The sequence below is a fragment of the Rhodococcus sp. NJ-530 genome (assembly GCF_003860625.1).
Classification (GTDB): Bacteria; Actinomycetota; Actinomycetes; order Mycobacteriales; family Mycobacteriaceae; genus Rhodococcus_F; species Rhodococcus_F qingshengii.
Map to the genome: position 1 here is coordinate 6,268,696 of NZ_CP034152.1, position 23,822 is coordinate 6,292,517.

General features: G+C 63.2%; 20 protein-coding genes. 9 read left to right on the top strand and 11 right to left on the bottom strand.

Annotated features, from left to right (window positions below; genetic code table 11):
• Nucleotides 1-54 precede the first annotated feature (54 nt).
• From EHW12_RS29305 to EHW12_RS29315, 3 genes are all read left to right on the top strand, one after another.
• Complete coding sequence (locus EHW12_RS29305; protein ID WP_003946020.1) at nt 55-1,752, top strand: PucR family transcriptional regulator; 1,698 nt, start codon at nt 55-57, stop codon at nt 1,750-1,752.
• Between the two features lie 289 nt (nt 1,753-2,041).
• Complete coding sequence (locus EHW12_RS29310; RefSeq protein ID WP_007735210.1) at nt 2,042-3,268, top strand: CoA transferase; 1,227 nt, start codon at nt 2,042-2,044, stop codon at nt 3,266-3,268.
• A complete protein-coding gene (locus tag EHW12_RS29315) occupies nt 3,265-4,776 on the top strand; it encodes a carboxyl transferase domain-containing protein (protein WP_125052454.1) in 1,512 nt (503 codons plus the stop codon). Before EHW12_RS29310 ends, EHW12_RS29315 begins: the two co-directional genes overlap by 4 nt.
• An 87-nt stretch (nt 4,777-4,863) precedes the next feature.
• On the opposite strand, the gene EHW12_RS29320 is transcribed toward EHW12_RS29315, so the two are convergent.
• The 3 genes from EHW12_RS29320 to EHW12_RS29330 all read right to left on the bottom strand — a co-directional run bounded on the left by EHW12_RS29320 (nt 4,864) and on the right by EHW12_RS29330 (nt 9,307).
• Complete coding sequence (locus EHW12_RS29320) at nt 4,864-6,297, bottom strand: solute carrier family 23 protein (protein ID WP_003946008.1); 1,434 nt, start codon at nt 6,295-6,297, stop codon at nt 4,864-4,866.
• Nucleotides 6,298-6,445: 148 nt separating this feature from the next.
• Nucleotides 6,446-8,089, bottom strand: a complete 1,644-nt coding sequence (locus EHW12_RS29325; RefSeq protein ID WP_007735212.1) for a PucR family transcriptional regulator — start codon at nt 8,087-8,089, stop codon at nt 6,446-6,448.
• Nucleotides 8,090-8,191: 102 nt separating this feature from the next.
• Nucleotides 8,192-9,307 carry an XdhC family protein gene (locus EHW12_RS29330; protein ID WP_020909752.1) on the bottom strand — a complete coding sequence of 372 codons (1,116 nt, stop codon included), beginning with the start codon at nt 9,305-9,307 and terminating at the stop codon, nt 8,192-8,194.
• Nucleotides 9,308-9,589: 282 nt separating this feature from the next.
• On the opposite strand from EHW12_RS29330, the gene EHW12_RS29335 reads away from it, so the two are divergent.
• Genes EHW12_RS29335 through EHW12_RS29345 form a run of 3 tightly spaced genes read left to right on the top strand, consistent with a single transcriptional unit; the run spans nt 9,590 to nt 12,136 of the window.
• Nucleotides 9,590-10,777 carry a CoA transferase gene (locus tag EHW12_RS29335; RefSeq protein ID WP_003946016.1) on the top strand — a complete coding sequence of 396 codons (1,188 nt, stop codon included), beginning with the start codon at nt 9,590-9,592 and terminating at the stop codon, nt 10,775-10,777.
• A gap of 43 nt (nt 10,778-10,820) precedes the next feature.
• Nucleotides 10,821-11,480, top strand: a complete 660-nt coding sequence (locus EHW12_RS29340; RefSeq protein WP_003946066.1) for a TetR/AcrR family transcriptional regulator — start codon at nt 10,821-10,823, stop codon at nt 11,478-11,480.
• A complete protein-coding gene (locus EHW12_RS29345) occupies nt 11,477-12,136 on the top strand; it encodes an enoyl-CoA hydratase-related protein (protein WP_007735215.1) in 660 nt (219 codons plus the stop codon). The genes EHW12_RS29340 and EHW12_RS29345 overlap by 4 nt, the downstream gene beginning before the upstream one ends.
• Here EHW12_RS29345 and EHW12_RS29350 read toward each other — a convergent pair.
• Nucleotides 12,104-12,649, bottom strand: a complete 546-nt coding sequence (locus tag EHW12_RS29350; RefSeq protein ID WP_225320201.1) for a hypothetical protein — start codon at nt 12,647-12,649, stop codon at nt 12,104-12,106. The genes EHW12_RS29345 and EHW12_RS29350 overlap by 33 nt on opposite strands.
• A gap of 115 nt (nt 12,650-12,764) precedes the next feature.
• Between EHW12_RS29350 and EHW12_RS29355 the strand changes: the two genes are divergently transcribed.
• Nucleotides 12,765-13,496, top strand: coding sequence for an MBL fold metallo-hydrolase (locus EHW12_RS29355; RefSeq protein WP_030537720.1), 732 nt, complete (start codon nt 12,765-12,767; stop codon nt 13,494-13,496).
• Here the strand turns inward: EHW12_RS29355 and EHW12_RS29360 are convergent.
• Nucleotides 13,488-14,879: an amidase gene (locus EHW12_RS29360; protein ID WP_125052456.1), complete on the bottom strand. Its 1,392-nt coding sequence runs from the start codon at nt 14,877-14,879 to the stop codon at nt 13,488-13,490. The two genes, EHW12_RS29355 and EHW12_RS29360, sit on opposite strands and share 9 nt — an antisense overlap.
• A 150-nt stretch (nt 14,880-15,029) precedes the next feature.
• Nucleotides 15,030-15,341 carry a metalloregulator ArsR/SmtB family transcription factor gene (locus tag EHW12_RS29365; protein WP_007735219.1) on the bottom strand — a complete coding sequence of 104 codons (312 nt, stop codon included), beginning with the start codon at nt 15,339-15,341 and terminating at the stop codon, nt 15,030-15,032.
• A 91-nt stretch (nt 15,342-15,432) separates the two neighbouring features.
• On the opposite strand from EHW12_RS29365, the gene EHW12_RS29370 reads away from it, so the two are divergent.
• Both EHW12_RS29370 and EHW12_RS29375 read left to right on the top strand, forming a co-directional pair.
• The gene (locus tag EHW12_RS29370) at nt 15,433-16,491 is read left to right on the top strand and encodes an SDR family oxidoreductase (protein ID WP_125052459.1); all 1,059 of its coding nucleotides are present in this window, start codon (nt 15,433-15,435) and stop codon (nt 16,489-16,491) included.
• A gap of 139 nt (nt 16,492-16,630) precedes the next feature.
• Nucleotides 16,631-17,929 carry a hypothetical protein gene (locus EHW12_RS29375; protein WP_118605734.1) on the top strand — a complete coding sequence of 433 codons (1,299 nt, stop codon included), beginning with the start codon at nt 16,631-16,633 and terminating at the stop codon, nt 17,927-17,929.
• A 24-nt stretch (nt 17,930-17,953) separates the two neighbouring features.
• On the opposite strand, the gene EHW12_RS29380 is transcribed toward EHW12_RS29375, so the two are convergent.
• The 5 genes from EHW12_RS29380 to EHW12_RS29400 form a co-directional block, all read right to left on the bottom strand.
• Nucleotides 17,954-20,143, bottom strand: a complete 2,190-nt coding sequence (locus EHW12_RS29380) for a transglycosylase domain-containing protein (RefSeq protein WP_030537723.1) — start codon at nt 20,141-20,143, stop codon at nt 17,954-17,956.
• A gap of 112 nt (nt 20,144-20,255) precedes the next feature.
• Nucleotides 20,256-20,465 carry a hypothetical protein gene (locus EHW12_RS29385; RefSeq protein WP_019746112.1) on the bottom strand — a complete coding sequence of 70 codons (210 nt, stop codon included), beginning with the start codon at nt 20,463-20,465 and terminating at the stop codon, nt 20,256-20,258.
• 22 nt (nt 20,466-20,487) lie between these two features.
• On the bottom strand, nt 20,488-21,324 hold the full coding sequence (locus EHW12_RS29390; RefSeq protein ID WP_003946046.1) for a carbohydrate ABC transporter permease: 837 nt from the start codon (nt 21,322-21,324) through the stop codon (nt 20,488-20,490).
• The gene (locus EHW12_RS29395; RefSeq protein WP_007735224.1) at nt 21,321-22,496 is read right to left on the bottom strand and encodes a sugar ABC transporter permease; all 1,176 of its coding nucleotides are present in this window, start codon (nt 22,494-22,496) and stop codon (nt 21,321-21,323) included. The genes EHW12_RS29390 and EHW12_RS29395 overlap by 4 nt, the downstream gene beginning before the upstream one ends.
• A gap of 20 nt (nt 22,497-22,516) precedes the next feature.
• Nucleotides 22,517-23,806, bottom strand: coding sequence for an ABC transporter substrate-binding protein (locus EHW12_RS29400; RefSeq protein ID WP_007735225.1), 1,290 nt, complete (start codon nt 23,804-23,806; stop codon nt 22,517-22,519).
• Nucleotides 23,807-23,822 lie beyond the last annotated feature (16 nt).

The window sequence follows — 23,822 nt, forward strand, 5'->3', positions numbered from 1 at the left end:
ATTTTCGTCAACTGTTGACAATGTTCGTCGCGTGATCGAGCGTAGTCTCGCGACATGGATAGATCTGCCAAATATTCGAGCGAAGAGCTTCAACATTTGCCAGAAGGTGGCGACTACAGACTCACAGTTCGGGATGTCCTCGAGCTGCCCAGTCTGCGTGGAGCCGAAGTCCTTGCCGGGCACGGGGGCTTGCGCCACCTCGTTCAATCGGTGAACGTGATGGAAGTACCGGACATCCTCGCTTGGGTGAAGCCGAACGAGTTGTTGGTGACAACCGGGTTCCCGCTGCGCTACGGGCGAACCGGCGAGCTTCTCGACGACACAGATCTCAGTGACCTCGTCGACGGTCTTGCACGTCGAGGAGTCGCGGCACTTGCCGTGAAAACGGGCCGTTATCTCGACGAGCTGCCCGAGGCGATGCTGCACATGGCAGAGCAGCGAGGGCTTCCGCTGTTGGTTCTTCCCGTCACCGCGGGATTCGACGAGGTGATCTCGGAGGTCTTCACCAAGTTGGTGGCGAAGCAGTCCGCGGCACTCGACATTGCCGATCGACTTCACCGCTCGTTGACGTCGATCGTCTTGGAAGGTGGCGATCTACCTCAGATTGCCGCAGAATTCGCCGCGCTTTTCGACGTCAGCGTTCTGATCTGCTCGCCGGACGGAAGGGTATTGACCGAGGCCGGGGATTCAGCCGCGCTGAATGCGCTTCCGTTGTTCGAAAGCACCGGTCGGTTCCTGACCGAGCGGGTCGCCGTCGGTTTACAGAACGCGCCCAAGGGATTTCCCGGCCAGTTGGCGCTCACCCGAGTGGTGGCCGGCGGCACCGACCACGGCCGGATGGTGGCGTACGCCGGCACCCACGAACTCGGCGCAGTTGTCGTTCAAGCGCTGGAGCGAGCGGCCACCGTTGCCGCGCTGGCCGTCACCAAACAGCTGGCAGTTGCGGCAGTGGAATCCAAGTTCCGCGGAGACTTCCTCCGCGACGCACTGATAGGCGAAGCCGGCTCGCCTGCGGAAGTGAGCGCGCACTTCACCCAGTTGGGGTGGGATGTCACTCGTCCACTTGCCGTTGTGGTTGCAGAACTCGACGTCGATCACCCGGAATCCCAGCACGCGAATTCCACTCGCACGGACCAAGATCGACTCAGCGACGGCTGGCAACAAGTGGTACGAACACACGAGCGGACGGCGCCGTCCGTCGGGTTTCGACACGAGGTGGTCACGCTTTTCCCGACCAGCACCGACCGTGCGGTTCGGGACATCGAAGGGTTGGTGCGCAAGGTTGCCGGCGATCGCACCAGCGGCCGCCGATCCTTCAGCACGGGAGTGAGCCGGGTGATCTACTCCCTGGCCGATCTACCCGCGGCCTACGACCAAGCCTGTACAGCCGTGGTCGTCGGCCGACGTATCAACGGGCCGGGGCAGATCGCACACTTCGACGAACTCGGTGTACACCGACTCCTCTCGCTCCAGACGGACAAGAGCGAACTGCGTTCGTTCACCGATGACGTTCTGAAGTCCTTGTCGGCGGACAACGCCGAAGCCGCTGACCTGCGTCTGACACTCCAGACCCTGCTCGACTGCAATTGCAATGTCGCCGAGGCCTCCCGGGCGCTGCACATGCACTACAACACTTTGCGTTACAGAATCGGAAAGCTGGAGAGCGTCGTCGGATCGTTCACCGACGACCCCGTCCTTCGATTGAACGTCTCACTCGCCCTGCAGGTCATGAAGATGCACGAAATGTCATGACTTCGCACGATATGAGCTGACAGAACGTCCCGATAACGGTTCGATACAACCGCAATCGCGCCGCCCGGTGAGCGTTCGTCACTTCTTACCCACCACTGACACCCGTCGTCGGCAAGGTTACCCATGTGCCGTTCACCGGTGCCCGCTTACGGTTCGAAAGACGGGCCGCACATACCTCCTTCAGTGGCCCTGGCCGGTTTCTCGGTCCAGCGGACCGGAGTCGACCGAACTACGGAGGCCTCAACCACCAACTGGCTCAGCCAATTACACCAGAACACGGCGGTGCGACATGAACTCGACTTCGAAGCCTCACAACACAAGTGCTCGTAGTGGTCCGTTACACGACGTGATAGTCGTCGACCTCACGCGCGCACTCGCGGGTCCTCACGCGGCAATGATGCTCGGCGATCTGGGTGCCGACGTGATCAAGGTCGAATCACCTCACGGCGGCGACGACACCCGTGGGTGGGGGCCGCCTTTTGTGGAGCCCACGTTGGAACCACCGAACACACAACGGGAATCGACGTATTTTCTGTCCACGAACCGGAACAAGAAGTCGATCACGCTCGATCTGAAATCCGACAGTGGGCGCGCGACCCTCGAAGATCTCGTCTGCCGCGCCGATGTTCTCATGGAGAACTTCCGCACCGGAGTTCTCGATCGACTCGGATTCTCGACCGAGCGGCTGGCCGAACTCAATCCTCGACTGATCGTTCTGTCCATCAGCGGTTTCGGCCACGACGGCCCGGAAGGCGGTCGCGCCGGCTACGACCAGATCGCCCAGGGGGAAGCCGGACTCATGTCGCTGACCGGCTCGAGTCCGGACGACGTTCAACGAGTCGGAGTTCCGATCGCCGATCTTCTCGCCGGAATGTACGGGGCGTTCGGTGTCGTCGCGGCTTTGAAGGAACGCGAACAGACGGGGAAAGGCCGCGTTGTCCGAACGTCGCTCTTGGCCAGCGTGGTCGGTGTTCACGCGTTTCAAGGAACGAAGTGGACCGTCGCCGGTGAGGTAGGCACAGCGCAGGGCAACCACCATCCCTCCATCGCACCGTACGGACTCTTTCGTACCGGCGATGGCGCAGTGCAGATCTCGGTCGGCAGCGAAAGCCTGTGGAGAAGATTCTGCGAAGGATTCGACCTCGACCCTGACGCCCCGGGTATGGCAACAAACGCCGAACGCGTCGAAAATCATTTCCAGGTCGTCGAATTGATCGAACGTACCTTCAAGCCGTACTCGCGTGACGAGCTTCTGACCGAACTCGACCGCATCGGAGTACCGGCAGGACGGGTTCGGACGATCTCCGAAGTGTACGAATGGGAGCAGACCCGATCACAGGGATTGCTCGTCGACGTCGACCACAGCACGCTCGGAAACATCACACTGCCCGGTCCACCGCTGCGATTTTTCGATCCGGACGGAACCGAAGTGACGGAGACCCGCCACACTGCACCTCCGGTTCTCGGTGAAGACACTGACGAAATCATGTCGTGGCTACAAGGATTCACCCGATGAACCGCCTGACGGCTCGCGACTTGCTCGACCTGGTGATCGATGCCGGCACCTGGGAGTCGTGGGATACCCCTCCGATTCCCGTCGCGACCGACTCCGACTACGCCGAAGCACTTCTGCGGGCCCAGGAGAAGACCGGGCTCGACGAATCCGTCCTGACCGGAAGCGCCTCCGTCCGAGGCCGCCGTGTGGCAATCATCATCTGCGAGTTCGGTTTTCTCGGCGGATCGATCGGCGTGGCGGCGGGAGAACGCCTCGTCGTCGCCATCCGTCGAGCCACCCAAGAGCACCTGCCCCTTCTTGCGCTTCCCACGTCCGGGGGAACGCGCATGCAGGAGGGGACGACGGCGTTTTTGCAGATGGTCAAGATCACCGCGGCGCTCATCAAGCACAAAGAAGCGCACCTGCCCTACATCGTCTATCTCCGAAACCCCACCACCGGAGGCGTATTCGCGTCCTGGGGATCACTCGGTCACGTGACGATCGCGGAACCGGGGGCCCTCGTCGGATTCCTCGGCCCCCGAGTGTTCGAGGCCTTGTACAACTCACCTTTCCCCGCCGGTGTCCAGACAGCGGAGAACCTTCACGAGCACGGACTCATCGATGCAGTGAGGCCGCCAGACCAGCTCGCCGAAATCGTCGAACGCGCATTGCGCATCATCACCGGGGCGCATCGTGGGTACTTATTGCCCAGTGACCCGTGCTCGTACGATTGCCCACCCGATACGTCGGCGTGGGAATCCGTCGTCGCATCCCGGCGCGAAGACCGACCGGGGATACGGGAAGTGTTGCTCAATTCCGCCTCGGACATGCTCCCGCTCAACGGAACCGGCCAAGGCGAGAACGATCCCGGCATCATGCTCGCGCTCGTTCGCTTCGGCGACATGCCCTGCGTCCTTCTCGGACAGGACCGGCGCGGACAGACTGCTCACTCCCCACTCGGCCCCGGCGCTCTGCGGGAGGCTCGGCGAGGTATGCGGCTGGCCGCAGAACTCGACCTGCCGCTGGTGACGATCATCGACACAGCGGGCGCGGCACTGTCGAAGGAGGCCGAAGAAGGTGGACTGGCGGGCGAGATCGCTCGGTGCATAGCCGACATGATTTCACTCGAGGTCCCCACCATTTCCCTCCTGCTCGGGCAGGGCACGGGCGGCGGCGCCCTGGCACTGATTCCGGCCGATCGAGTGCTGGCGGCCCGCCACGGTTGGCTCTCGCCCTTACCTCCCGAAGGTGCGAGCGCGATCATGTTCCACGACGTCACGCACGCGCCGGACATGGCAGCCAGTCAAGGGATCAGGTCCTTCGATCTGCTCGCGGGCGGCATCGTCGATCGGGTCATCCCCGAATTTCCCGATGCCGCGGACGAATCCGCCGCCTTCTGCACTCGCGTCGGAGCGGTACTGCACTACGAGCTGAGCGTGCTCAGTACTACCGATGCGACTGAACGGCTCAACACCCGCACCGAACGCATCGACCGTATCGGCCTGGTCGAAGCCAGTACCTCCGTCTGATCGATCAGTACCCAGAACACCGGAAAGGCCGGACATCCTCCGCGGAGGATGTCCGGCCTTCGTCGATCGAGCACACTCAGCCAAGCGTCACGTGAGTTGCTTGGCGGGTTCCTCCCGATCGCCGCCGGGAGTCTTCGAATCCGGCTTGTTCGGTTCCGGATTCTTCGCATTCAGTTCCGGGTTCTTCGAACCGATGAACTGGCACAGGTGGTACATCCCGATCACGACGATGGTGCCGAGCGCGATGCCGCTGAGCGAGAACGTGTCACTGAACTTCAGAGCCGTGTCGCCGATACCGATGATGAGGCCGGCCGCGATCGGCATGAGGTTGAGCGGATTGCCGAAGTCGACGCCGTTCTCCTTCCAGATCTTGGCGCCGAGCAGACCGATCATGCCGTAGAGCACCACGGTGATTCCGCCGAGAACACCGCCGGGCGTCGCCGAGATGACGGCACCGAACTTGGGGGAGAAGCCGAGCATCATGGCGACGATGCCGGCAACCGCGTAGGCGGCGGTGGAGTACACACGGGTCGCTGCCATGACACCGATGTTCTCGGCGTACGTCGTGGTGGGCGAACCGCCGACGCTGCTGGCGATAGCGGTGGCGAAACCGTCACCGGCGAGCGCACGTCCCATGTACGGGTCGAGGTCGTCCCCGGTCATCTCGGCCACGGCCTTGACGTGGCCCGCGTTCTCCGCGATCAACGCGATGACACCCGGAAGGACCAGGATGATGAACGTGAGGCTGAACGACGGAGCGTGGATGCCGACGATTCCGTTGGCCTCGTCCGAGAACGGAGGAAGCCCGAACCACGACGCCGACTGCACCGAATCCCAGTTGACGCGGAAGTGCTCGGTGATCTGACCGGTGCCTGCGTCGTAGGAGGTGATCGTCCCCGAGACCCGGTCGAGGATCCAGGAGAGGACGTAGCCGAAGATCAGCGCCAGGAAGATGGCGATGCGCGCCATGAAGCCGCGTAACGCGATACTCATGACGATCAGGGCCACCATGACGATCAGGGCCACCCACTGGTCCTGCGGCCAGTACAGCCCCGCGACGACGGGTGCCAGGTTGAATCCGATCAACATCACCACCGCGCCGGTCACCACCGGGGGAAGAACCTTGAATACGACCCGGCCACCGAGGAAGTGGATCGCGATACCGATGGCCGCCAGGACGAGTCCGGACACCAGGATCGCGCCGGTCACCTCGGCGGACGTTCCGCCCTGGGCGCGAATGGCGGCGATACCACCGACAAAGGCCGCCGACGTTCCGAGGTAGCTGGGAATGCGTCCCTTGACCACCAGCAGGAAGAAGAGCGTACAGAAACCCGACATCATCACGGCAAGTTGAGGATTGAGCCCCATGATGATCGGGAAGACGAACGTCGCGCCGAACATCGACACCACGTGCTGGCTGCCCAGCCCGATGGTTCTTCCCCAGCTGAGCCGCTCGCCGGGAGCGACCACTTCACCCGGTTTGATGTTCTTTCCATCTCCGTGCAACGTCCAAATCGGCATGATGGGACCTTTCGTGCAGAGGAAGGTGTCCGAACGCTGAGTGTGCTCCAGCTCACAAAACACCGTGACTGGAGTGAAACGCTATTACAGCGCGGGGGTATCGACGTGATGACAATCTGCCAGAACCCACGGACTCGGATTGGCAATATTAGTGATTGATGCCGCGCATCGCGGTTATCTTCAGTGCTAGAGACAGATCCAGCCGTAGCTCGGGTTGCGCCGTGAAGGGTCCCAGCATTTTCTCCAGCTTAACGACCCTGTAACGCAGTGTGTTGTAATGGAAGTGGAGCTTGCGCGCTGTCTCGGCGATGTTGATGTTGGTCGCGAGCAAGACTTCCAATGTCTTGCGCATGTCCTGCGCTTCGGCAGTTTCCTCCGTCAGTTCTCGCAGTGTCTCCCGCGCGAACGTCTCCAGCTCGTTTTCGTCCTCGACCAGACTGAGCAGTCTGTACACACCGAGATCGTCGAACTGAGTCACCGTCCACGGACCGGAGATCCGTCGCCCGACGGTCAGTGCGGTGCGCGCCTGACTGTAGAGCGCGGGGACTGCGTCGATCGCCGCTGTCGGCCGGGACACCCCGACACTGAACGGCCTTCTCCCGCCGCCACCTTCACCGCGAACGACCGTGACGAGGTCCCGCACCAATGCCATCGTGTCGGTGCCGACGCCCATGACGATCACCGTCTCGCCCGTCAGCGCGGTCACCGCCGCACCGGGATCGCGGTGGGCGATCGCCCCGGAGAACGCCATCGCCTGGCGATCGACAACAGGCAGCCGAGCGGGCGCCGCAGAGGCCGGTTCGTCGATCGGGTCAGGCTCGATCGAGACGATCACCAGCGGGCGGTCGAAGTCCCAACCGAATGTCTTGGCATGGGAGACAACGTGATCGTGGTCCCCGGCCCGACCGAGGAGCAGGTCGTGAACGAAGTTGGCGCGATGGCGTTCCTCCACCGACGCCACGGCTTGTTCGCGGGTGATGACCAACGCACACACCGACGCGGCCCGCTCGACCAGGTACTGGTCGTAACTCGTCATCACGCGCTCACCGGTGAACAACGCGAGACGCCCGTGGTCGATGTGATTGGCGGAAATCGCGGACACCGCGATGAATTGACCGTCGAACTCGTGCAGACCCAATCCGCCCTCGACGGTGTCGGTCCGCAGACGACCGGTGGAATCGACGGCGGGACAGGCAGACAGATGCTTGCGCTCCGCGGCGTCCCCGGCGCGGCAGATCTCGCGTCCGTCCGAGGTGGTGATCAGGGCGGCGCCCTTCATCTCCCGTGCGATGACTTCGGTCAATTGCGGGAGGCCGCCGCCGCCCATCACGACGTCGACCAGCAGCCGTCGCAAGCGCTCGGCCCCGAACATGGCGTCGATCTGGGCCGACTCCGTCTGCTCACGGTCTCTCGCCGCAGGGTGATCACACGCACCGTGAAAAACCAGGAGCGGGAAGCCGGCGCTTTCGGCCGCGTCGACCAGCTCCGGCGCGAGAGTGTCCCCGTCTGCGCCGAATTGGACGGCAAGTGCCGCAACACCTCGCGTCGACAACCGTCCGACAAATGCCTTGAAGGTTTCGGTGACCCTGGCGAGGGTTTCCGGCGTGGTGATCAGCAACTGTCCGTGCCGCAGCCACGGTCCGATGTCCGGAACCGCCATGAATCCCACCCGGGCTACCGTCGGGTCTTCGCAGCCGCCGGCGACCTTTCGAACACCAGGAAGGAGCTGGGTTCGAAGAAGTTCGGAGAGAACAGCATTCACCTCGGATGCCGGTACGGCCGGGTTTGCCACTTGGCAGGCACCTCGATTTCATTCGGATCACGGAAGATGGTTCACGAAAGAAACGATCCTATCCCCACCGAACACAAGATGTCCGAATTCAGCGCAGTCGACTCAGGCCGTTCGATGCAGGGCGGTCGGATTCTCCTGAGGTGGCGGGTGGATCGGCCCCTGCAGATCCCGCAGTTCCAAACCGGAGGCATTGCGCAGGGTCTTGGTCATCTCGGCGAGGATCGACACTGCAGTCTCCTCCGGTGTCCTCGCGCCGAGATCCAACCCGATCGGTGAGTGCAGACGCCCCAACTCGGCGTCGGTGACGCCTCGCTCCTTCAACAGCGCCACCCGACGCTCATGCGTCGCACGACTTCCCATCGCGCCGACGTACGCAGCCGGCGAACGCAGCGCGATCTCGAGCAGGGGGATGTCGAACTTCTCGTCGTGCGTGAGCACGGCCAGGACGGTTTTGTTGTCGATCGGTGCGGTTTCGAGGAACTTGTGTGGCCACATGACGACCAGATCGTGGGCGTCGGGGAAGCGCGCCCGTGTCGCGAAGACCGGCCGTGCGTCCACGACGGTCACGCGATAACCCGCAAAGGCGCCCAACGTACACATCGAGGCCGCGAAGTCGATGGCCCCGAACACGTACATCCGCGGTAGTGGCGCGAAGATCTCGACCAGCAGGTCGTGCTGCGAATCGATGAGAGTTCCCGCCGGCGCGACAAAAGCGACGGACTCACCGGTGTCCATCGTGCGCAGCAGGATGGACACCTCGTCCTCCGTGGCATCCAGATCTCCGCTGCGTCGGCCGTGCTCGACGACGAGGTGCCGTGCCGGTGCTCCCGGACGCACTTCGGTGACCACGACGACGGGCGTATCGGCCTCGATCCGTTCACAAACCTGACCGAACTCGGCGAAATCGGCTCCGACGGCCTGGACGAACACTTCGATGGTTCCGCCGCAGGTCAGCCCTACTCCGATGGCGTCGTCGTCGGAGACGCTGAAGACCTCGACGCGACTGGTGCCGTCGGCGAGAACCTCCTGGGCGATCTCGTACAGTGCACTCTCGATACACCCGCCCGAGACGCTGCCGACCACCTCGCCGGAGCGTGAGACGGCCATCGAAGCACCGGGCATGCGCGGTGAGGATCGCCAGGTACGGACAACCGTCGCCAGTGCAAAATCCTCGCCGCGGGCGTGCCACTGCGCCAGCTGAGTGGAAATGTCGCGCATCGCCTCGCCTCCCGCTTGCATCGCCGTCCGTAGAGAGTTCACGGTATCGGCCCACCGCAATCCTGCCTGTCACACAATGCGCCTAAATCCGGGCCCTGCAGTTGTGCAATGTCGCCGTCGCATCACCTTGCGCTCTCGACCAGTGTTGTCACCGAGCCCAGCCGAAAGCAGGCCTGACCTTCATTCTTCCCCTCTCCGACGATCACTGCAGCGGCAATTCACGCAGATGGTGCGACGGATCGAGTGGGCGACGTTGCACACCACAGAACCGAGGTTTCTCCCATGGACCAATTGCTCAGCGGTATCAAAGTTCTCGACCTCACCCGTGCTCTCGCGGGCCCTCTGTGCACGTCGCTGCTCTCGGATTTCGGCGCCGACGTGGTCAAGGTCGAAACCCGTGGCTCCGGCGACAGTTCGCGTCAGTGGCCGCCGTTCGACGGCGATCGAAGCCTCTACTTCGCTTCCGTGAACCGCGGCAAACGGTCGATCGCCATCGACATGCGCAGTGACCGCGGGCGGAAACTGCTTCGCAGCCTGGCCCTCGACGCAGATGTGCTGGTCGAGAACTTCCGTCCGGGAGTACTGGCCGACATGGGGCTCGATCCCGACTCGCTCGAGCAGGAGAATCCAGGGCTCGTCGTGATGAGCATCAGTGGTTTCGGCCCGGTGGGCCCTGACCAGTTCGCGCCCGGACTCGATCAGGTGGCCCAGGGCATGTCCGGGCTGATGTCGGTCACCGGTGCCGGGGAACAGACCCCGATGCGGGTCGGTATCCCCATCATCGACACGGTCTCGGGCATCTACGCAGCGCTGGGCATCACGGCGGCGCTTGCCTCTCGCGGTCGCGATGGTCGTGGGCACCGCGTGCAGACCTCATTGCTGGAATCCGCGATCTCGATCATGACCTTCCAGGCGCAGGACTACCTGAGCACCGGGCGGGTTTCGACGCCGAACGGCAATACGCACCCGACGATCACGCCGTACGGCGCTTTCGACACTGCCGACTTCCCGATCAACATTGCCACCGGCTCGGACAAGCACTGGATCGCACTGTGCTCGGTACTCGGTGACCCCGAGCTCGCCTTCCGTACCGAATATGCCACGGGTAAAGAACGTTTGGCGCACCGAGACCAACTGACCAAAGAACTCGAGGACCTACTGACCACGAAGGGCGCGGCGCAATGGATCTCCGAGATCCGCGGTGCCGGAATCCCCTGCGGCCCCATCCATTCGATCGATCAGGTGTTCTCCGACCCGCAGGTCGAGGCATTGCAGATGGTCGAGCAGACCCAGAGCGCCGACGGAACGTCGATTCCCGTTGTCCGCGGACCGTTCTGGGTGGACGGCAAGACCCTTCCCGTCAGGAATGCGCCACCCATGACTCTCGGCGGTGACGCCGACGACGTACTCACCGACTTCGGCCTGCGCCCGGAGGAGATCGAGGATCTTCGCGCAAATTCGGTGATCTGACCGCACACTAGTAACAGAGCAGACGCTCTGTTACTGTGCGTTCATGCCTCGGCCACGCGTCCACGACCTCGACACCCTGCTCGACGCTGCCGAAAAACTTGCCGCCACTGCCGGACCGAGCGCTGTCACGGTCCGGGCAGTCTCCGACGCCACCGGTGTATCCAACGGGGCGATCTATCACGCATTCGGCTCTCGCAGTGGACTGGTCGGTAGCGCGTGGCTGCGTGCTGCGCGACGATTTCTCGCGCTTCAACAATCGAGAGTGGACGACGCTCTCGCGGACCCGTCGCCGACTTCGGCGGTTTCCGCCGTCGTCGCAGCCGCCGAAGTTCCGGCCGTCTTCGCGCTCGACTACCCACAATCCGCGTTGCTGCTGTTGACGATCCAGCGCGACGAACTGCTCGGCACCGACGTCCCTGCCGACATCGCCGAGCAACTCACACAACTCGACCGGTCTCTGGTCGAGTTGTTCATCCGGTTGTCGACCGCGCTCTGGGGCCGCAAGGACGGCAGAGCCGTCGAGGCAATCGAGGCCTGTGTTGTCGGCCTGCCTACCGGATTACTCATTCATCCCGCCAAACGCGCCGACGGTTGGCGAGTCCCCGACGCCGCAGCACGCGCGCGGTTGGATGCCGCCGTTCGAGCGGTTCTGCATCTCGACCCACCACTGCCCAAGCCACGCAACAGGAAAGGCCAATCATGACCGCAACTCTGCGCTTCGAAGACAAGATCGCCGTTCTCGATCTCGGCGAGGACGAGAATCGATTCTCGCCGGAGTGGCTCGATTCCGTCGACAAGCTACTCGACCAGGCTTTGAGCGAAAGCGCACATGCCCTGGTCACCACGGCGACGGGCAAGTTCTACTCCAACGGACTCGACCTCGACTGGCTGGGCGCGAACGGCGACAAGGCGAAGTGGTATGTGCAGCAGGTGCAGTCGCTGTTCGCCCGGATGCTGACGTTCCCGATGCCCACCGTCGCGGCGATCAACGGCCACGCCTTCGGAGCCGGCGCCATGCTCGGCATCGCGCACGATTACCGCGTCATGCGCGATGATCGCGGCTACTACTGCTTCCCGGAGGTGGACATCAACATCCCCTTCACCGAAGGAATGGCAGCTCTCATCCAGGCCAAACTCAGCCCGGCGTCGGCAATCGTCGCCATGACCACGGGGCGGCGATACGGCGGAAGTGACGCATTCGCAGCCGGTTTGGTGGACTTCACCGCATCCGTCGACGCTTTGACCGCCAAGGCCATCGAAATGGTTGCACCGATCGGCCCGAAGAATGCGGGCACACTGGGGGCAATCAAGTCGACGATGTTCGCTTCAGTGGTCACCGCTCTGAACACCGACGGCTAGAAGCGACGGACTGTGTTCTCGCAGAGCCGCTTCCAGATCGTCGGCAACACTTTCGGGATCGCGGCCTTCGGTGCTCAGAACCACGTCGACTCCACTGAGCGTCGGCATCGAACCGGCCAGCAGTTGTGACGCCTCCACCAACTCGTCCAACCCGGCCCAGCCGGCCGGTTCACGTTCGATGATTCTGGTACGCAACGTATCCGGATCGGCCTCGAGGCGCGCCAGCAGGTGCCCCTCGGCGCCGGTCGCGGCCAGCAGGGCGCGCCCGTAGTCGTCGTCTTCGACGGTAGCCGTGAGGAACAGGAGTTCGTACCCCGCTTCCCGGTACGACGCACACAGCATCCCGACGTGTGCGATTGCCCGTTCGGTCCCCAGCGGCGGATAGCACCGCTCGAGTTCGTCCACCTCGATCATCGCGTTGCTCACCCCGGCCTCGCCGAGTCGATCGTGAAGCGCGGTCAGCACGGAACTCTTCCCCGCGCCCGGCGGGCCTGTCAGCAGCAGTACGAACACGTCCTCCACTATTGCAGAGCCGTAAGCACGTCCAGAACCTTGTGCAGGCGCGGGGCGGCGAGAAGGCTGGAGAAGACAGCTCGACATGTACAACAGCCCTGATCGGAGCACAGCGATGACCACCACGATCACCGAAATCGCGCCGGACATCTACCGACTGTCGACCTTCGTGGACGAAGCGAACCTCACGATGAACCAGTTTCTCGTCGACGGCGAGGAACCCTTGCTCTTCCACACCGGGCAGCGAGCGTTGTTCACCTCGGCTTCCGACGCACTCTCCACGCTGATCGACATCGACCGTCTGAAATGGATCACGTTCGGTCACGTCGAGGCCGACGAATGCGGGTCCATGAACTCCTGGCTTGCGGCGGCCCCCGAAGCGCAAGTTGCACACGGTGCGATGGGGTGCTTCGTCCAGGTCAACGATCTGGCCGATCGGGCGCCACTTCCCTTGCAGGACGGCGACGTACTCGAAACCGGCAGCCGCCGAGTCCGGCACATCGACACCCCACACGTCCCACACGGTTGGGACGCGGGCCTGATGTTCGAGGAGACGACGTCGACGCTGTTCTGCGGAGATCTGTTCACCGCGTTCGGGCACCACCCCGCGACCACCGAGCACGAAATCGTCGGCCCCGCTTTGGAAGCCGAGGACTTGGGCCACGCCACCTGCCTCACCCCGGATCTCGAACCCACGATCCGTGCCCTGGCCGACCTCGAGCCGCGGATTCTGGCGACCATGCATGCACCGACGTACTACGGCGATTGCGTCACCACTCTTCACGACCTTGCCGACTCGTACGCAACACGTTTCGCAGCCGAAACCGAAAAATGGAAGTCAGACTAGAGCTTGCGCCTTCGACGTGATTCGCGCCGCCACGGACAGCGCAACGTGCTCGCGGAACGGTCTCGCCACCACCTGCACCCCGATCGGTAAACCGTTGCGGGAGAGTCCTACCGGAACCACGACCGACGGAAGACCGAGCACACTGATCGCCCGGCAACTCGCGAGCGCATCCATCCATGTGAGTTTGCGACCGTCCACCTCGAAGCTCTCCACACCGAGCGGCGGAGCGAGCACCGACGCAACCGGCAGGATCAGTGCGTCTCCCATCTCGCCGAGGAATTCGCTGATCAACACCGCGCGATCCGCCCACAGCGCTTCCACCTCGGCGGAACTGCGATCACGGCCTGCCGCAAGCATGGCGGTGATGTCCGCGTCGAAAGCGTGCGCTGAACCTGCTGCGAGAGAGTAGATGTCCGCGTGGGTCTCGACCGATCGCAACGCACCGAAAAGCGCGTTGGCCCGCGACAGGGCCAGACCGTCGTACTCGCTCGCGTCCAGGCTGATCGCCACCGTCCGAACCGCTGACCGGATTTCTTCGTCGACGGGAATCGTTCCCTCGCGGGTGGCCCAGCGGATGTCGAGGTCGTCGACGTCGACCGAATCAGGCTCGGTCCACGAGAAATGCGGCTTCGACAGGACGCGCAACGCAAGCGCCGCATCACCGAGGTTGCGGGCCAGTGGGCCGATGGTCTGGATCGTGCCGTGCATCGTCGCAGGGTTGGCGAGTACCCGTCCATCCGAAAGCACGCCTGGATACTGACCTTCCGGATCGACACGTCCGAGCGTCGGGCGAACCGAAGTGAGGCCGGTGCAGTGGGCGGGCCAACGCACCGAGCCACCAAAATCCGTACCGAGTCCGAGCACGCTCATCCCGGCAGCAACCGACGCGGACTCGCCGCCACTCGACCCGCCGGGGGACCGGACGACGCCGTCCGGTCGCACCGGGCTGGCCGTGGTTCCGAACAATTCGTTGCGAGTCAGGCCGCACGCACCGAATTCCGGGGTGTTGGTCTTGCCGATCAGAATTGCGCCGGCAGCCTTGAACGCCGCAACGGCCGGTGCATCGACGGCCGGGACGTTGTCCGCCAGAGTTCGAGAACCGGCGGTGGTGCGCACGCCGGCAGTGGCGATCAGGTCCTTGACCGTGAACGGAACCCCGGCAAGGGGGCCGAGTGTCTCACCGAGAAGGCGTCGTTCGTCCAGGGCATCCGCGGCCGTGCGAGCCTCCTCGGCGCACACGGTGACCAGTGCGTTGAGTTCGTCATTGCATTCGTCGACCCGTGCGAGGTGGTCTTCGACGATGGTCCGCGCCGACGCCTGACCCGACCGCACGGCTTCGGCGAGGGATCGGGCATCACGGCCCACCCAGCTCTCACGACTCATCGCACGCCTCTCCTTGCCAGTACCCTCTGCCGAGCGTAAGGACAACGAGCAACCCGAGAAACGACCACAATGCACATACCGACGGCGCCGGCGATGTGAGGTTTTGCCACAACATTGGCGGCCCCGGAGGGATCGGTCAGGTGCTGGTACCTACAAACCCTGCCTGATGAATGCAGCAAGCTTCTCGATCTGTTGCTCGTTTCGTTTGTAATGCCGCCACTGACCGATTCGTGTGGTGGTCACCAGATCCGCGGCCTGGAGTGCGGCCATGTACTGAGACGCCGTCGATTGCGACACCTTCGCCCTCGCTTGAATGTGCTTGAGGCACACTCCGACCTCCTCGGCAGGCTCGAGCTGAGGGGGAAAGCTCCCGGGGTCTTTCAACCACTGCAGGATTTGCACACGCATCGGGTTGGCCAGCGCCTTGAACGCCGTTTCCCACTCGGTTGTTGCGTCTTCCATGTTCGTGAGCATACCGCTAGATCGCGAAATGCCGATATGTGTGGTTCACTCCCTATATCGCAACATCGCGATATACCAATGGGAGGCTGAAATGGTGCAGCACGACAAAGTGGCACTCGTGGTCGGAGCCCGAGGCGTGATCGGTGGGAACTTGATCGATCACCTCGAGTCGACCGGAGAATGGAAGATCATCGGACTCTCGCGGCGAGGCGGTACGGACACCGACCGGGTCGAACACATCGCAGTCGACCTGCTCGATCCCTACCGGACTGCAGCGGCACTGAGCGGACTGGGCGACGTCACTCACGTCTTCTACGCCGCCTATCAAGACCGCCCGACATGGGCCGAGCTGGTTCCGCCCAACTTGGCGATGCTGGTCAACACTCTCGACGCCATCGAGCCCGTTGCGGGCGGACTCGAGCACGTCAGCCTGATGCAGGGCTACAAGGTTTACGGGGCACACCTCGGACCGTTCAAAACTCCGGCCCGCGAGAGCGATCCACCGCACATGCCACCCGAGTTCAACGTCGACCAACAGCAGTTCCTCGAACGCAGGCAGCTCGACAAGTCGTGGACATGGTCGGCGATCAGACCCTCGGTCGTCTCCGGATTCGCACTGGGTAACCCGATGAACCTCGCGATGGTCATCGCCGTCTACGCGACCATCTCGAAGAAACTGGGTGTCCCACTCCGATTCCCCGGCAAACCCGGCGCGTACACCAGCTTGATCGAGATGACCGACGCCGGACTCCTGGCCGAAGCGACGGTCTGGGCCGCGACCAACCCCGAGTGCGCAAATCAGGCGTTCAACATCAACAACGGCGACCTGTTCCGCTGGCAGGAGATGTGGCCGAAGATCGCAGCCTTCTTCGACATGGACGTCGCGCCTCCGCTCCCGATGTCCCTCGACGTCGCAATGGCGGACAAGGAGTCGGTGTGGGATGAACTCGTCGAGGAACACCAACTTGCTCGGACCCCGTATTCCGATGTCTCGTCCTGGGGGTTCGGTGACTTCGTATTCGGATGGGACTACGACTTTTTCGCTGACGGATCGAAAGCTCGGCGGTTCGGATTTCACCGCCACGTCGACACCGAAGCGATGTTCCTCGACATCTTCGCCAATCTGCAAGCTCGGAAGATAATCCCCTGACTGAAACACGGTCACCCGGATCCTACGAACACTGTCACTGTCGGACCCCACGACTAACGTCGTAGGCGGGGTTTGAAAAGCAGGGGTTTCGGCGAGTCGTCGGTAGGGCCCCATGCGCCCCCGGACCAGAGGAGCGACGATGTCGGACAATACTTTCGATCTGGAAATCCTGAGTGCCTGGACTACTTTCGAGACTCATCTCGCTCGCTACATCTCCGTGATGGAGGACGACGACACCCTCGTGGTGGAGTCGCATTACGACAGCATGGACGAACTGGCCGACGCACCCGCGTGCATCCAGTTCTTCGCATGGAACCAGACCTCCGTGCGCTGTGAAGTTCCTTCCAACAGGTTTCTGCATCCACTGCGGATGCTCGAACCGGAAGACCATTCAGCGCTGCTCGACATGGGGTTCAACGCTCCCGATCTGTGCGAGCACGTACCCGAGGGCAATGGGTCCATGTCCTTCTACATCGACGTCGACCGCGCTCGTCCCGAGGAACTGGTGACAAAGGTGTTGCGCGTCTTCCGTGAAATGTGGAGCATTGCGCACCCGTCGTTCCTGCGTGCCAGCACCAGTGGGCGCGAGTCGACGCCGGCGTTCGCCACGACGCCGTCTCACGCTCCCTCGGGTTCGGGCGACATGCTGCGGATCCTGGTCGACGGGGCCGTCGAGCGCCTTCTCGGTCATCCGCCCAAGCGTGACGACGACGGCGACATCCCGCTGGTCCGCGGTGAGCAGGTCACCTATGTTCGTGTCCTCGAGGACGACGAGTACGTAGAGGTGTTCTCGCGGGTCGTGCATTCGGTGGAGAACCTCGAGAACGCTGCTGTAATTCTTGCTCAGCTCAATCGGCAATGGCCGACCATCAAGCTCATTCTCGTCGAGCAGAGTGTGCTGGGCGTGGTCCGCGTGGACGGCGCACCCTTCGTCGCCGAGCACCTGCTGCGGGCTCTGCGCTCGTTCGCCGAACTGGCCGAAGCATCCGACGAACTCGCCGAAGAACTGGGCGGGCAACCCATCCGCGCAACCGGAGACACCGCCTTCAACGACGGCATGGCCTCCGAGCACGAAGATCCCGGTGCCGAATACGAGTCACACGAGTGCCACGAATTTCCTCCGGCTCTCATGGCGCTCCTCGAACTCGACGCAGACGGAACGGGCGAGCTCAGCGCCGAAGAGGTTGCCGTGATCTGTGAGCACGACCGCGACACCATTCTCGACTACCTGCGGATCAGCCAGGAGCAGGAGACTGCCTGGCACGAGGCGTTGACCGAGTCCATCCGCCGCAAGGACGACGACACCGACCTGTGTGCGGGCGAGAAGCGCGCGTGGACGCACGCGATCCGCAACCTCAGGCGCGGACTGCGCGTCGTCGTACTGCCCGCCAAGGATGCAGCGCCCACCCAACTCGGTCTCTTCGACGATCAGGCCTGAGAACCGGAAATCGAGCGCTGCTTGTCAGCCCGGTAGTGGGATGACGATGCCCGGCAGGATCTCGATCTGACGCGGCAACTGGGGGAGCGGCGGCACTTCGATCGGCGGTAGGCCGGGCACCTCGATGGGCGCCGGGGGAGCGACCGCGCCCGTCGTGGGCGTGCCCGTCCCGTCCCCCGAGGTCACACCGGAGTTCGCGGGAACGCCGGCCTGCCCGCCGATGGGGTCCGGCCACGGGAAGCTCTCCCAGTCGGATCCCTTCAGCGCGCCGTCCATCGTGCTCTTCCAGATGTCCGCAGGCACTCCGGAGCCGTAGATCAAACCACCGTAGGAGTTGGTGATGGCCTGAGCGTCGGAAGTTCCGATCCACACCGCGGTGGACAGCGACGGCGTGTAACCGACCATCCACGCATCCTTGTTCTGGCCCGTGTCACCCAACTGCGCGGTACCGGTCTTGGCTGCAGACGGGCGTCCACCGGCAAGCGCGTGACCGTTCGAGTACGACGCGATCGGGAGCATTGCCTGCGTGACGTTGTCGGCAACGGCAGCATCGAGACGACGCTCACCGGGAGAGACCGGGCGATCGAGCAGGACTTCACCTTCGGCCGTCACGACCTTCTGGATGAAGTGCGGCTGCTGGTACACACCGGAATTGGCGAGCGTCGCGTAAGCGGACGCCATGTCGATAACGCGAGACTGATACTGGCCGAGCACGATTCCGTTCTCCGGCGGACCACCCTCCTGTGTGAGCGTCGGGTAGTCGAGTCCGGGAATGTGCTCGGGGATGCCGGCCAGGTGGGCGGCGTCGGCGATCTTCTGGGGACCGTTCTCCATCGAGAGCATCAACCGGTAGAAGCTGGTGTTCAGCGAACGCTTGAGTGCCTCGGCGATGGTGCATCGACCACAGGATTCGCCGCCGACGTTTCCGATGGTCACGCCGTTGATCGTGAGCGGTGAACTGTCGAACCGTGCGGACAGCGGAATGTCTTCCATCAATGCTGCGACCAGACCGAAGACCTTGAACGCGGAACCGGTCTGCAGCGGCGCCTGGGCGTAGTCGAAGCCGGCTCCGTCGTCACCGCCGTAATAGGCGTCGACGCCACCGGTCTTGGGGTCGATGGACACTACTGCGGTCCGCAGGTCTTCCGGCTCGCCCTCGAGATTCCGCCTGACGGCGTTCAGCGCAGCTTCCTGCGCAACCGGGTCGATGGTCGTCGTGATCTGCAGACCAGCGGTGTTCAGCGTCTGATCGCTGATACCGGCCTCTGCCAGTTCCTTGAGTACCTGGGTCTTGATGTGGCCTTCGGGTCCTGGCGCCTGGTTCAGATCGGTCGGCCGATTGGCGGGGGCGACGACCGGGAACTGCATCGCGTCGCGATCCGTCTTGGTCAGGCTGCCCAGTTCCACCATGCCGTTGAGAACGTAGTCCCAGCGCGCTTGCAGCGCGGACAGATTGGTCTCGGGGTCCAGGAACGACGGGCTCTGGATGACGGACGCGAGAACTGCACCTTCCTCGACACTCAGCTCACTGACCGGCTTGTCGAAGTACGCGTTCGACGCGGCGGCGATGCCGTACGCACCGCGACCGAAGTAGATGGTGTTGAGATACGCGGCAAGAATGTCGTCCTTGGACCATTCGCGCGCCATCTTGGCGGAGATGACGAGCTCACGCAGCTTCCTGTCGATACTGCGCTTGTCACCGACCAAGACGTTCTTCACGTATTGCTGAGTGATCGTCGAGCCACCGCCGGCACTTTCCTTGCCCATCACGTTGTCGCGGGCAGCGCGAGCAAATCCGGAGATCGAGAACCCGGGGTTGGTGTAGAAGTTACGATCCTCCGCCGAGAGCACCGAATCGCGGACGTGAATCGGGATGGCCGACAAAGCGACCTCGGTCCGGTTTCCCTCCGGCGGCACTACCTTGCCGAGCACGGTCGTGCCGTCGGCCATGTAGATGGTGGACACCTGATTGGTCTGCATGTCAGAGGGGCGCGGGACGTCGGTCCGGCTGTACGCGACAGCAAAAACCGACGCGGGCACGATGACCATCAGGAGCACGAGCACGTAGATGGTCCGCCGGACGTACCGCCACTTCGAGCGCTGCTTTTTCGCGGGCTTGGCCGACTTGTTCGACCGGGGCGAATTAGCCGACTTGCCCGATCGAGCCGACGACTGATCGCCACCCGTCGCACTCGATCTGTTAGATGGACTCACTCAACACTCCCGGTCGTGGATCCGGACTTACCGGCACCATTCCACCAGGGTGATATCTCGATCAGATAACTCCCGGCAACTGCGATACCGAAATGTCACCCTACCGGGCTGGCTACTCGCGACGTTCTGCTCGGACCGCGTTCCGATATCCGCGGAACGCGAGCCCGAGAGCGACGACGCAACCGAGCAGCACCAAAGACGGCATCACGCCGGGGTCTCCCTTGACGATCGCGACCACAGCGCCGATCAACGCCATGAGGGCGAAGACCGAGATGAAGCCGGCAATCAGCTCCATACGCTGGGCGCGCGAAGCCCGCCTCATCGAAACCGTGCGCAAGCGCGCATCACGACTTGACGCCGCCTGCGGTCAGACCGGCGATGATGCGTCGCTGGAAGATGAGAACCATGATGACCAGCGGGACCATCACGAGGGTTCCGCCGGCCATGATCGAGGTGTACGGCGTGACGAATGGGTCCGTTCCGGAGAACTTGGCCATCGCCACGGTGACGGGTGCGGTCTTGTCACTCGAGAGTTGGAGCGAGAGCAGGTACTCGTTGACCGTTGCGATGAAGGCGAGGATCGCGGTGGTGAACAGTGCCGGCGCGGCGAGCGGAAGCATGATCAGACGGAAGGCCTGGCCACGGGTGGCGCCGTCAATACGCGCCGCCTCCTCGAGCTCCCACGGAAGCTCGGAGAAGAACGACGTCAGCGTATAGACCGTCAGCGGCAGCACGAACGAGATATTCGGGATGATCAGCGCTTTGTAGCTGCCGATCCAGCCGATGTCGGTGAACAACTGGAACAGCGGGGTCACGAGGGCGACGACCGGAAACATGGACGCGCCGAGGATGATTCCGGTGACGAAGTATTTGCCACGGAAATCGAAACGCGAGAGCGCGTACGCCGTGAACACGCCGATGACCAAGGCGATCAGCGTGGTCGCGCCCGCGATGATGAGGCTGTTCATCAGTGCACGGGTGAAGTTCACCTTCGCGTCGGGATCGAGCGCCGCGGTGAAGTTGGACAGCGTGAGATTGGTGGGCCACAGCGACGTCGAGAACGTGTCCGCCGGGTCGCGCAGCGCCGTCACGATCATCCAATAGCAGGGAGCGAGTCCCCACACGATGATCAGTACGACGCCGATGTAGGTGCCGATCTTGCCGCGTAGTGCCTTGTTCATACCGGCTCCCCCTTCCGCTGCTTTTCCTGCGTGCTGACCGCATTTGCTCCGAGGAATCGGACCAGGATGAAGGCCACAGCGAAGATGATGAGGAACGTGATGGTGGACAGTGCCGACGCCGAATTGGCGCCGACGCGCATCTGATCGACCACCAGAACCGAGATGGTGGAGGTGGCGGGATTGGATCCCATCATGATCGCGGGCAGGTCGTACATGCGCAGCGCGTCCATCGTGCGGAAGAGCACCGCCACCATGAGTGCGGGCTTGACCAGCGGAAGCGTGATCATGCGGAACCGCTGCCACGCCGTCGCACCGTCGACCTTGGCGGCCTCGTAGACGTCGGCGGGAATCATCTGAAGACCCGCGAGGATCAGCAACGCCATGAACGGCGCGGTCTTCCAGACGTCGGCGACGACGATCGCGAATCGCGCCGGCCAGGGGTCCGCCGTCCACAGGATGTTGGTGCCGAGGATCTTGTTGGCAATGCCGTCGTTGGCGAAGATGAAGAACCAGAGCTTCGCGGTGACGGCGGTGGGGATGGCCCAGGGAATCAGCACGGAAGCGCGGAGCAAACCGCGTCCGCGGAACGTCTTGGCCATGATCAACGCCATCGACAGACCGATCACCGTCTCGAGCAGGACGGTGACGACGGTGAAGCCGAACGTATTTCCGATCGACTGCCAGAACTGCGATCCGAGTGTGCCGGGCGGGCAGGGAATCGAGCCGTTGGCGGTGTTGCAGGACTGGGTGATCCAGTTCTTGTAGTTGTCGAACCACGTGAACTGACCGGTGACGAACATGCCGGTCTCGGGATCGAGCTTCTTGCCGTCGCTGTGCATCGACATCCAGATCGCTCGTCCGAGCGGATACAGAATGATGACGGCGAGAACGATCAGCGACGGTGCGACGAACGCCCACACCGGAACTCGTCGACGCTTCTTCGGCTTGTCCGCCGACGCAGGCGGGGGCGAGGTCGGCGGGGGTGGAGTAGCTGCAAGGTCAGGCAGAACCTTGGTCAGGGATGTCCCTGCTGCCTCGGATGCCGACGGCTCTTCTAGCGGTTCCGGTGCACGGTGTCTCCCACCAACGCCCGAACGGTCGGGACCGGTTGAACCGGCCCCGACCGTGGGGTTGGTAGGCACAGCCGCGGAAGGATCCTGCGGTTCTGCCATTGCTTATTGCTCCTGGTAGATCAGTTACCGGCGGTTTCGATGCCGGCCTTGGTGTCCGCCAAAGCCTGCTCGACGGTCTTCTCGCCGCGAATAGCAGCGTAGGTGTTGTCGGAGATCGACTTCGACACCTGCGTGTAGTACGGCGTGACGGGGCGCGGCTGAGCGGTGGCGAGTGCTTCCTTCAGGGTCGCGAAGTACGGGAACTGAGCGAGCACTGCCGGATCGTCGTAGACAGCCGAGAGGACGGGTGCGCCGCCGACCTCGGTGAAGTACGTCTGCGACTTCTTGGTCTGCATGAACTCGAGGAAGTCACGAGCCGTGGCGGGTGCGTCCGAGTACGCGCTGATGCCGACGTTGTAGCCGCCGACGGTCGAAGCGCCCGGTCCGTCGACACCCGGAAGAACGGTGTAGCCGTACTTGCCGGCAACCGAGGTCTTCTCACCGTCGACCGAGAAGCCGGACCACGTGCGCATGAAGAGTGCCTTGCCGTCGCCGAACGCGGTCTGCGACTCGCCCTCGGAGTAGGTCAGCGCTTCCTGCGGGATCGTGTTGTCGGCGAAGTTGTCGACGATCGACTGAACGCCTGCCTTCGTCTTGTCGTCGATGGCCGGGGTGAGTCCGTCCGGGCCGACCCACGGTCCGTCGAAGGCGTTGGTGATCTCGGTGGTGTTGACCGTCAGGCCCTCGTAGTTCTTGAACTGACCGATGTAGCAGGAGATGCCGGCTTCGACAGCCTTCGGGCAGTTTTCCTTGAGCTCGGCCCACGTGGTGGGGGCCTTCTCGACGAGGTCCTTGCGGTAGTACAGGAAGGCGGCGTTGGTGTTCTTCGGCGCTGCGTAGAGCTTGCCGTTGTAGGTGCCCGAAGCGACGGTCGACGGCAGGAGGCCGGACTCGTCGATCGCGAGGTCACCCTCGAGCGGCAGCAGCCAACCGTTTGCGGCGAACTGGGCGGTGTTGACGACGTCGACGCCGATGAGGTCGTACTCGTCGCTCTTGGCCTGCATGCGCTGGGTGATGTCGTCGACCTGCGCGTTGGCTTCCTTCGCCAGCGGCTTGAGCGTGACCTTCTCGTCCGGATGCTCGGCATTCCAGTCGGAGATGATGTTTTCGAGCGCCTCGTTCAGGGCATCCTGCCCCTCGACGATCGTGATGGGTCCGCGGCCTTCGCTCGAGGACGATCCCCCGGATGCGGCCGTGGTGCTGGTTCCGCTGTCCTTGTCCGAATCGGACGAACAGCCTGCCAGTACCAGCATGGACGCTGCCGTGGCTGCAATTGCAGCGCGGCGCATCGCCTTCGAGTTCAGAACCATGGATTCGCTCCCCGTA

Coding starts and splice junctions, on each gene's coding strand:
- EHW12_RS29315 (WP_125052454.1), top strand. CDS start 3,265: ATGAACCGCCTGACGGCTCGCGACTTGCTCGACCTGGTGATCGATGCC.
- EHW12_RS29345 (WP_007735215.1), top strand. CDS start 11,477: ATGACCGCAACTCTGCGCTTCGAAGACAAGATCGCCGTTCTCGATCTC.
- EHW12_RS29340 (WP_003946066.1), top strand. CDS start 10,821: ATGCCTCGGCCACGCGTCCACGACCTCGACACCCTGCTCGACGCTGCC.
- EHW12_RS29395 (WP_007735224.1), bottom strand. CDS start 22,496: ATGGCAGAACCGCAGGATCCTTCCGCGGCTGTGCCTACCAACCCCACG.
- EHW12_RS29320 (WP_003946008.1), bottom strand. CDS start 6,297: ATGCCGATTTGGACGTTGCACGGAGATGGAAAGAACATCAAACCGGGT.
- EHW12_RS29360 (WP_125052456.1), bottom strand. CDS start 14,879: ATGAGTCGTGAGAGCTGGGTGGGCCGTGATGCCCGATCCCTCGCCGAA.
- EHW12_RS29400 (WP_007735225.1), bottom strand. CDS start 23,806: ATGGTTCTGAACTCGAAGGCGATGCGCCGCGCTGCAATTGCAGCCACG.
- EHW12_RS29335 (WP_003946016.1), top strand. CDS start 9,590: ATGGACCAATTGCTCAGCGGTATCAAAGTTCTCGACCTCACCCGTGCT.
- EHW12_RS29305 (WP_003946020.1), top strand. CDS start 55: ATGGATAGATCTGCCAAATATTCGAGCGAAGAGCTTCAACATTTGCCA.
- EHW12_RS29310 (WP_007735210.1), top strand. CDS start 2,042: ATGAACTCGACTTCGAAGCCTCACAACACAAGTGCTCGTAGTGGTCCG.
- EHW12_RS29385 (WP_019746112.1), bottom strand. CDS start 20,465: ATGAGGCGGGCTTCGCGCGCCCAGCGTATGGAGCTGATTGCCGGCTTC.
- EHW12_RS29375 (WP_118605734.1), top strand. CDS start 16,631: ATGTCGGACAATACTTTCGATCTGGAAATCCTGAGTGCCTGGACTACT.
- EHW12_RS29370 (WP_125052459.1), top strand. CDS start 15,433: ATGGTGCAGCACGACAAAGTGGCACTCGTGGTCGGAGCCCGAGGCGTG.
- EHW12_RS29365 (WP_007735219.1), bottom strand. CDS start 15,341: ATGGAAGACGCAACAACCGAGTGGGAAACGGCGTTCAAGGCGCTGGCC.
- EHW12_RS29355 (WP_030537720.1), top strand. CDS start 12,765: ATGACCACCACGATCACCGAAATCGCGCCGGACATCTACCGACTGTCG.
- EHW12_RS29390 (WP_003946046.1), bottom strand. CDS start 21,324: ATGAACAAGGCACTACGCGGCAAGATCGGCACCTACATCGGCGTCGTA.
- EHW12_RS29330 (WP_020909752.1), bottom strand. CDS start 9,307: ATGCGCGACATTTCCACTCAGCTGGCGCAGTGGCACGCCCGCGGCGAG.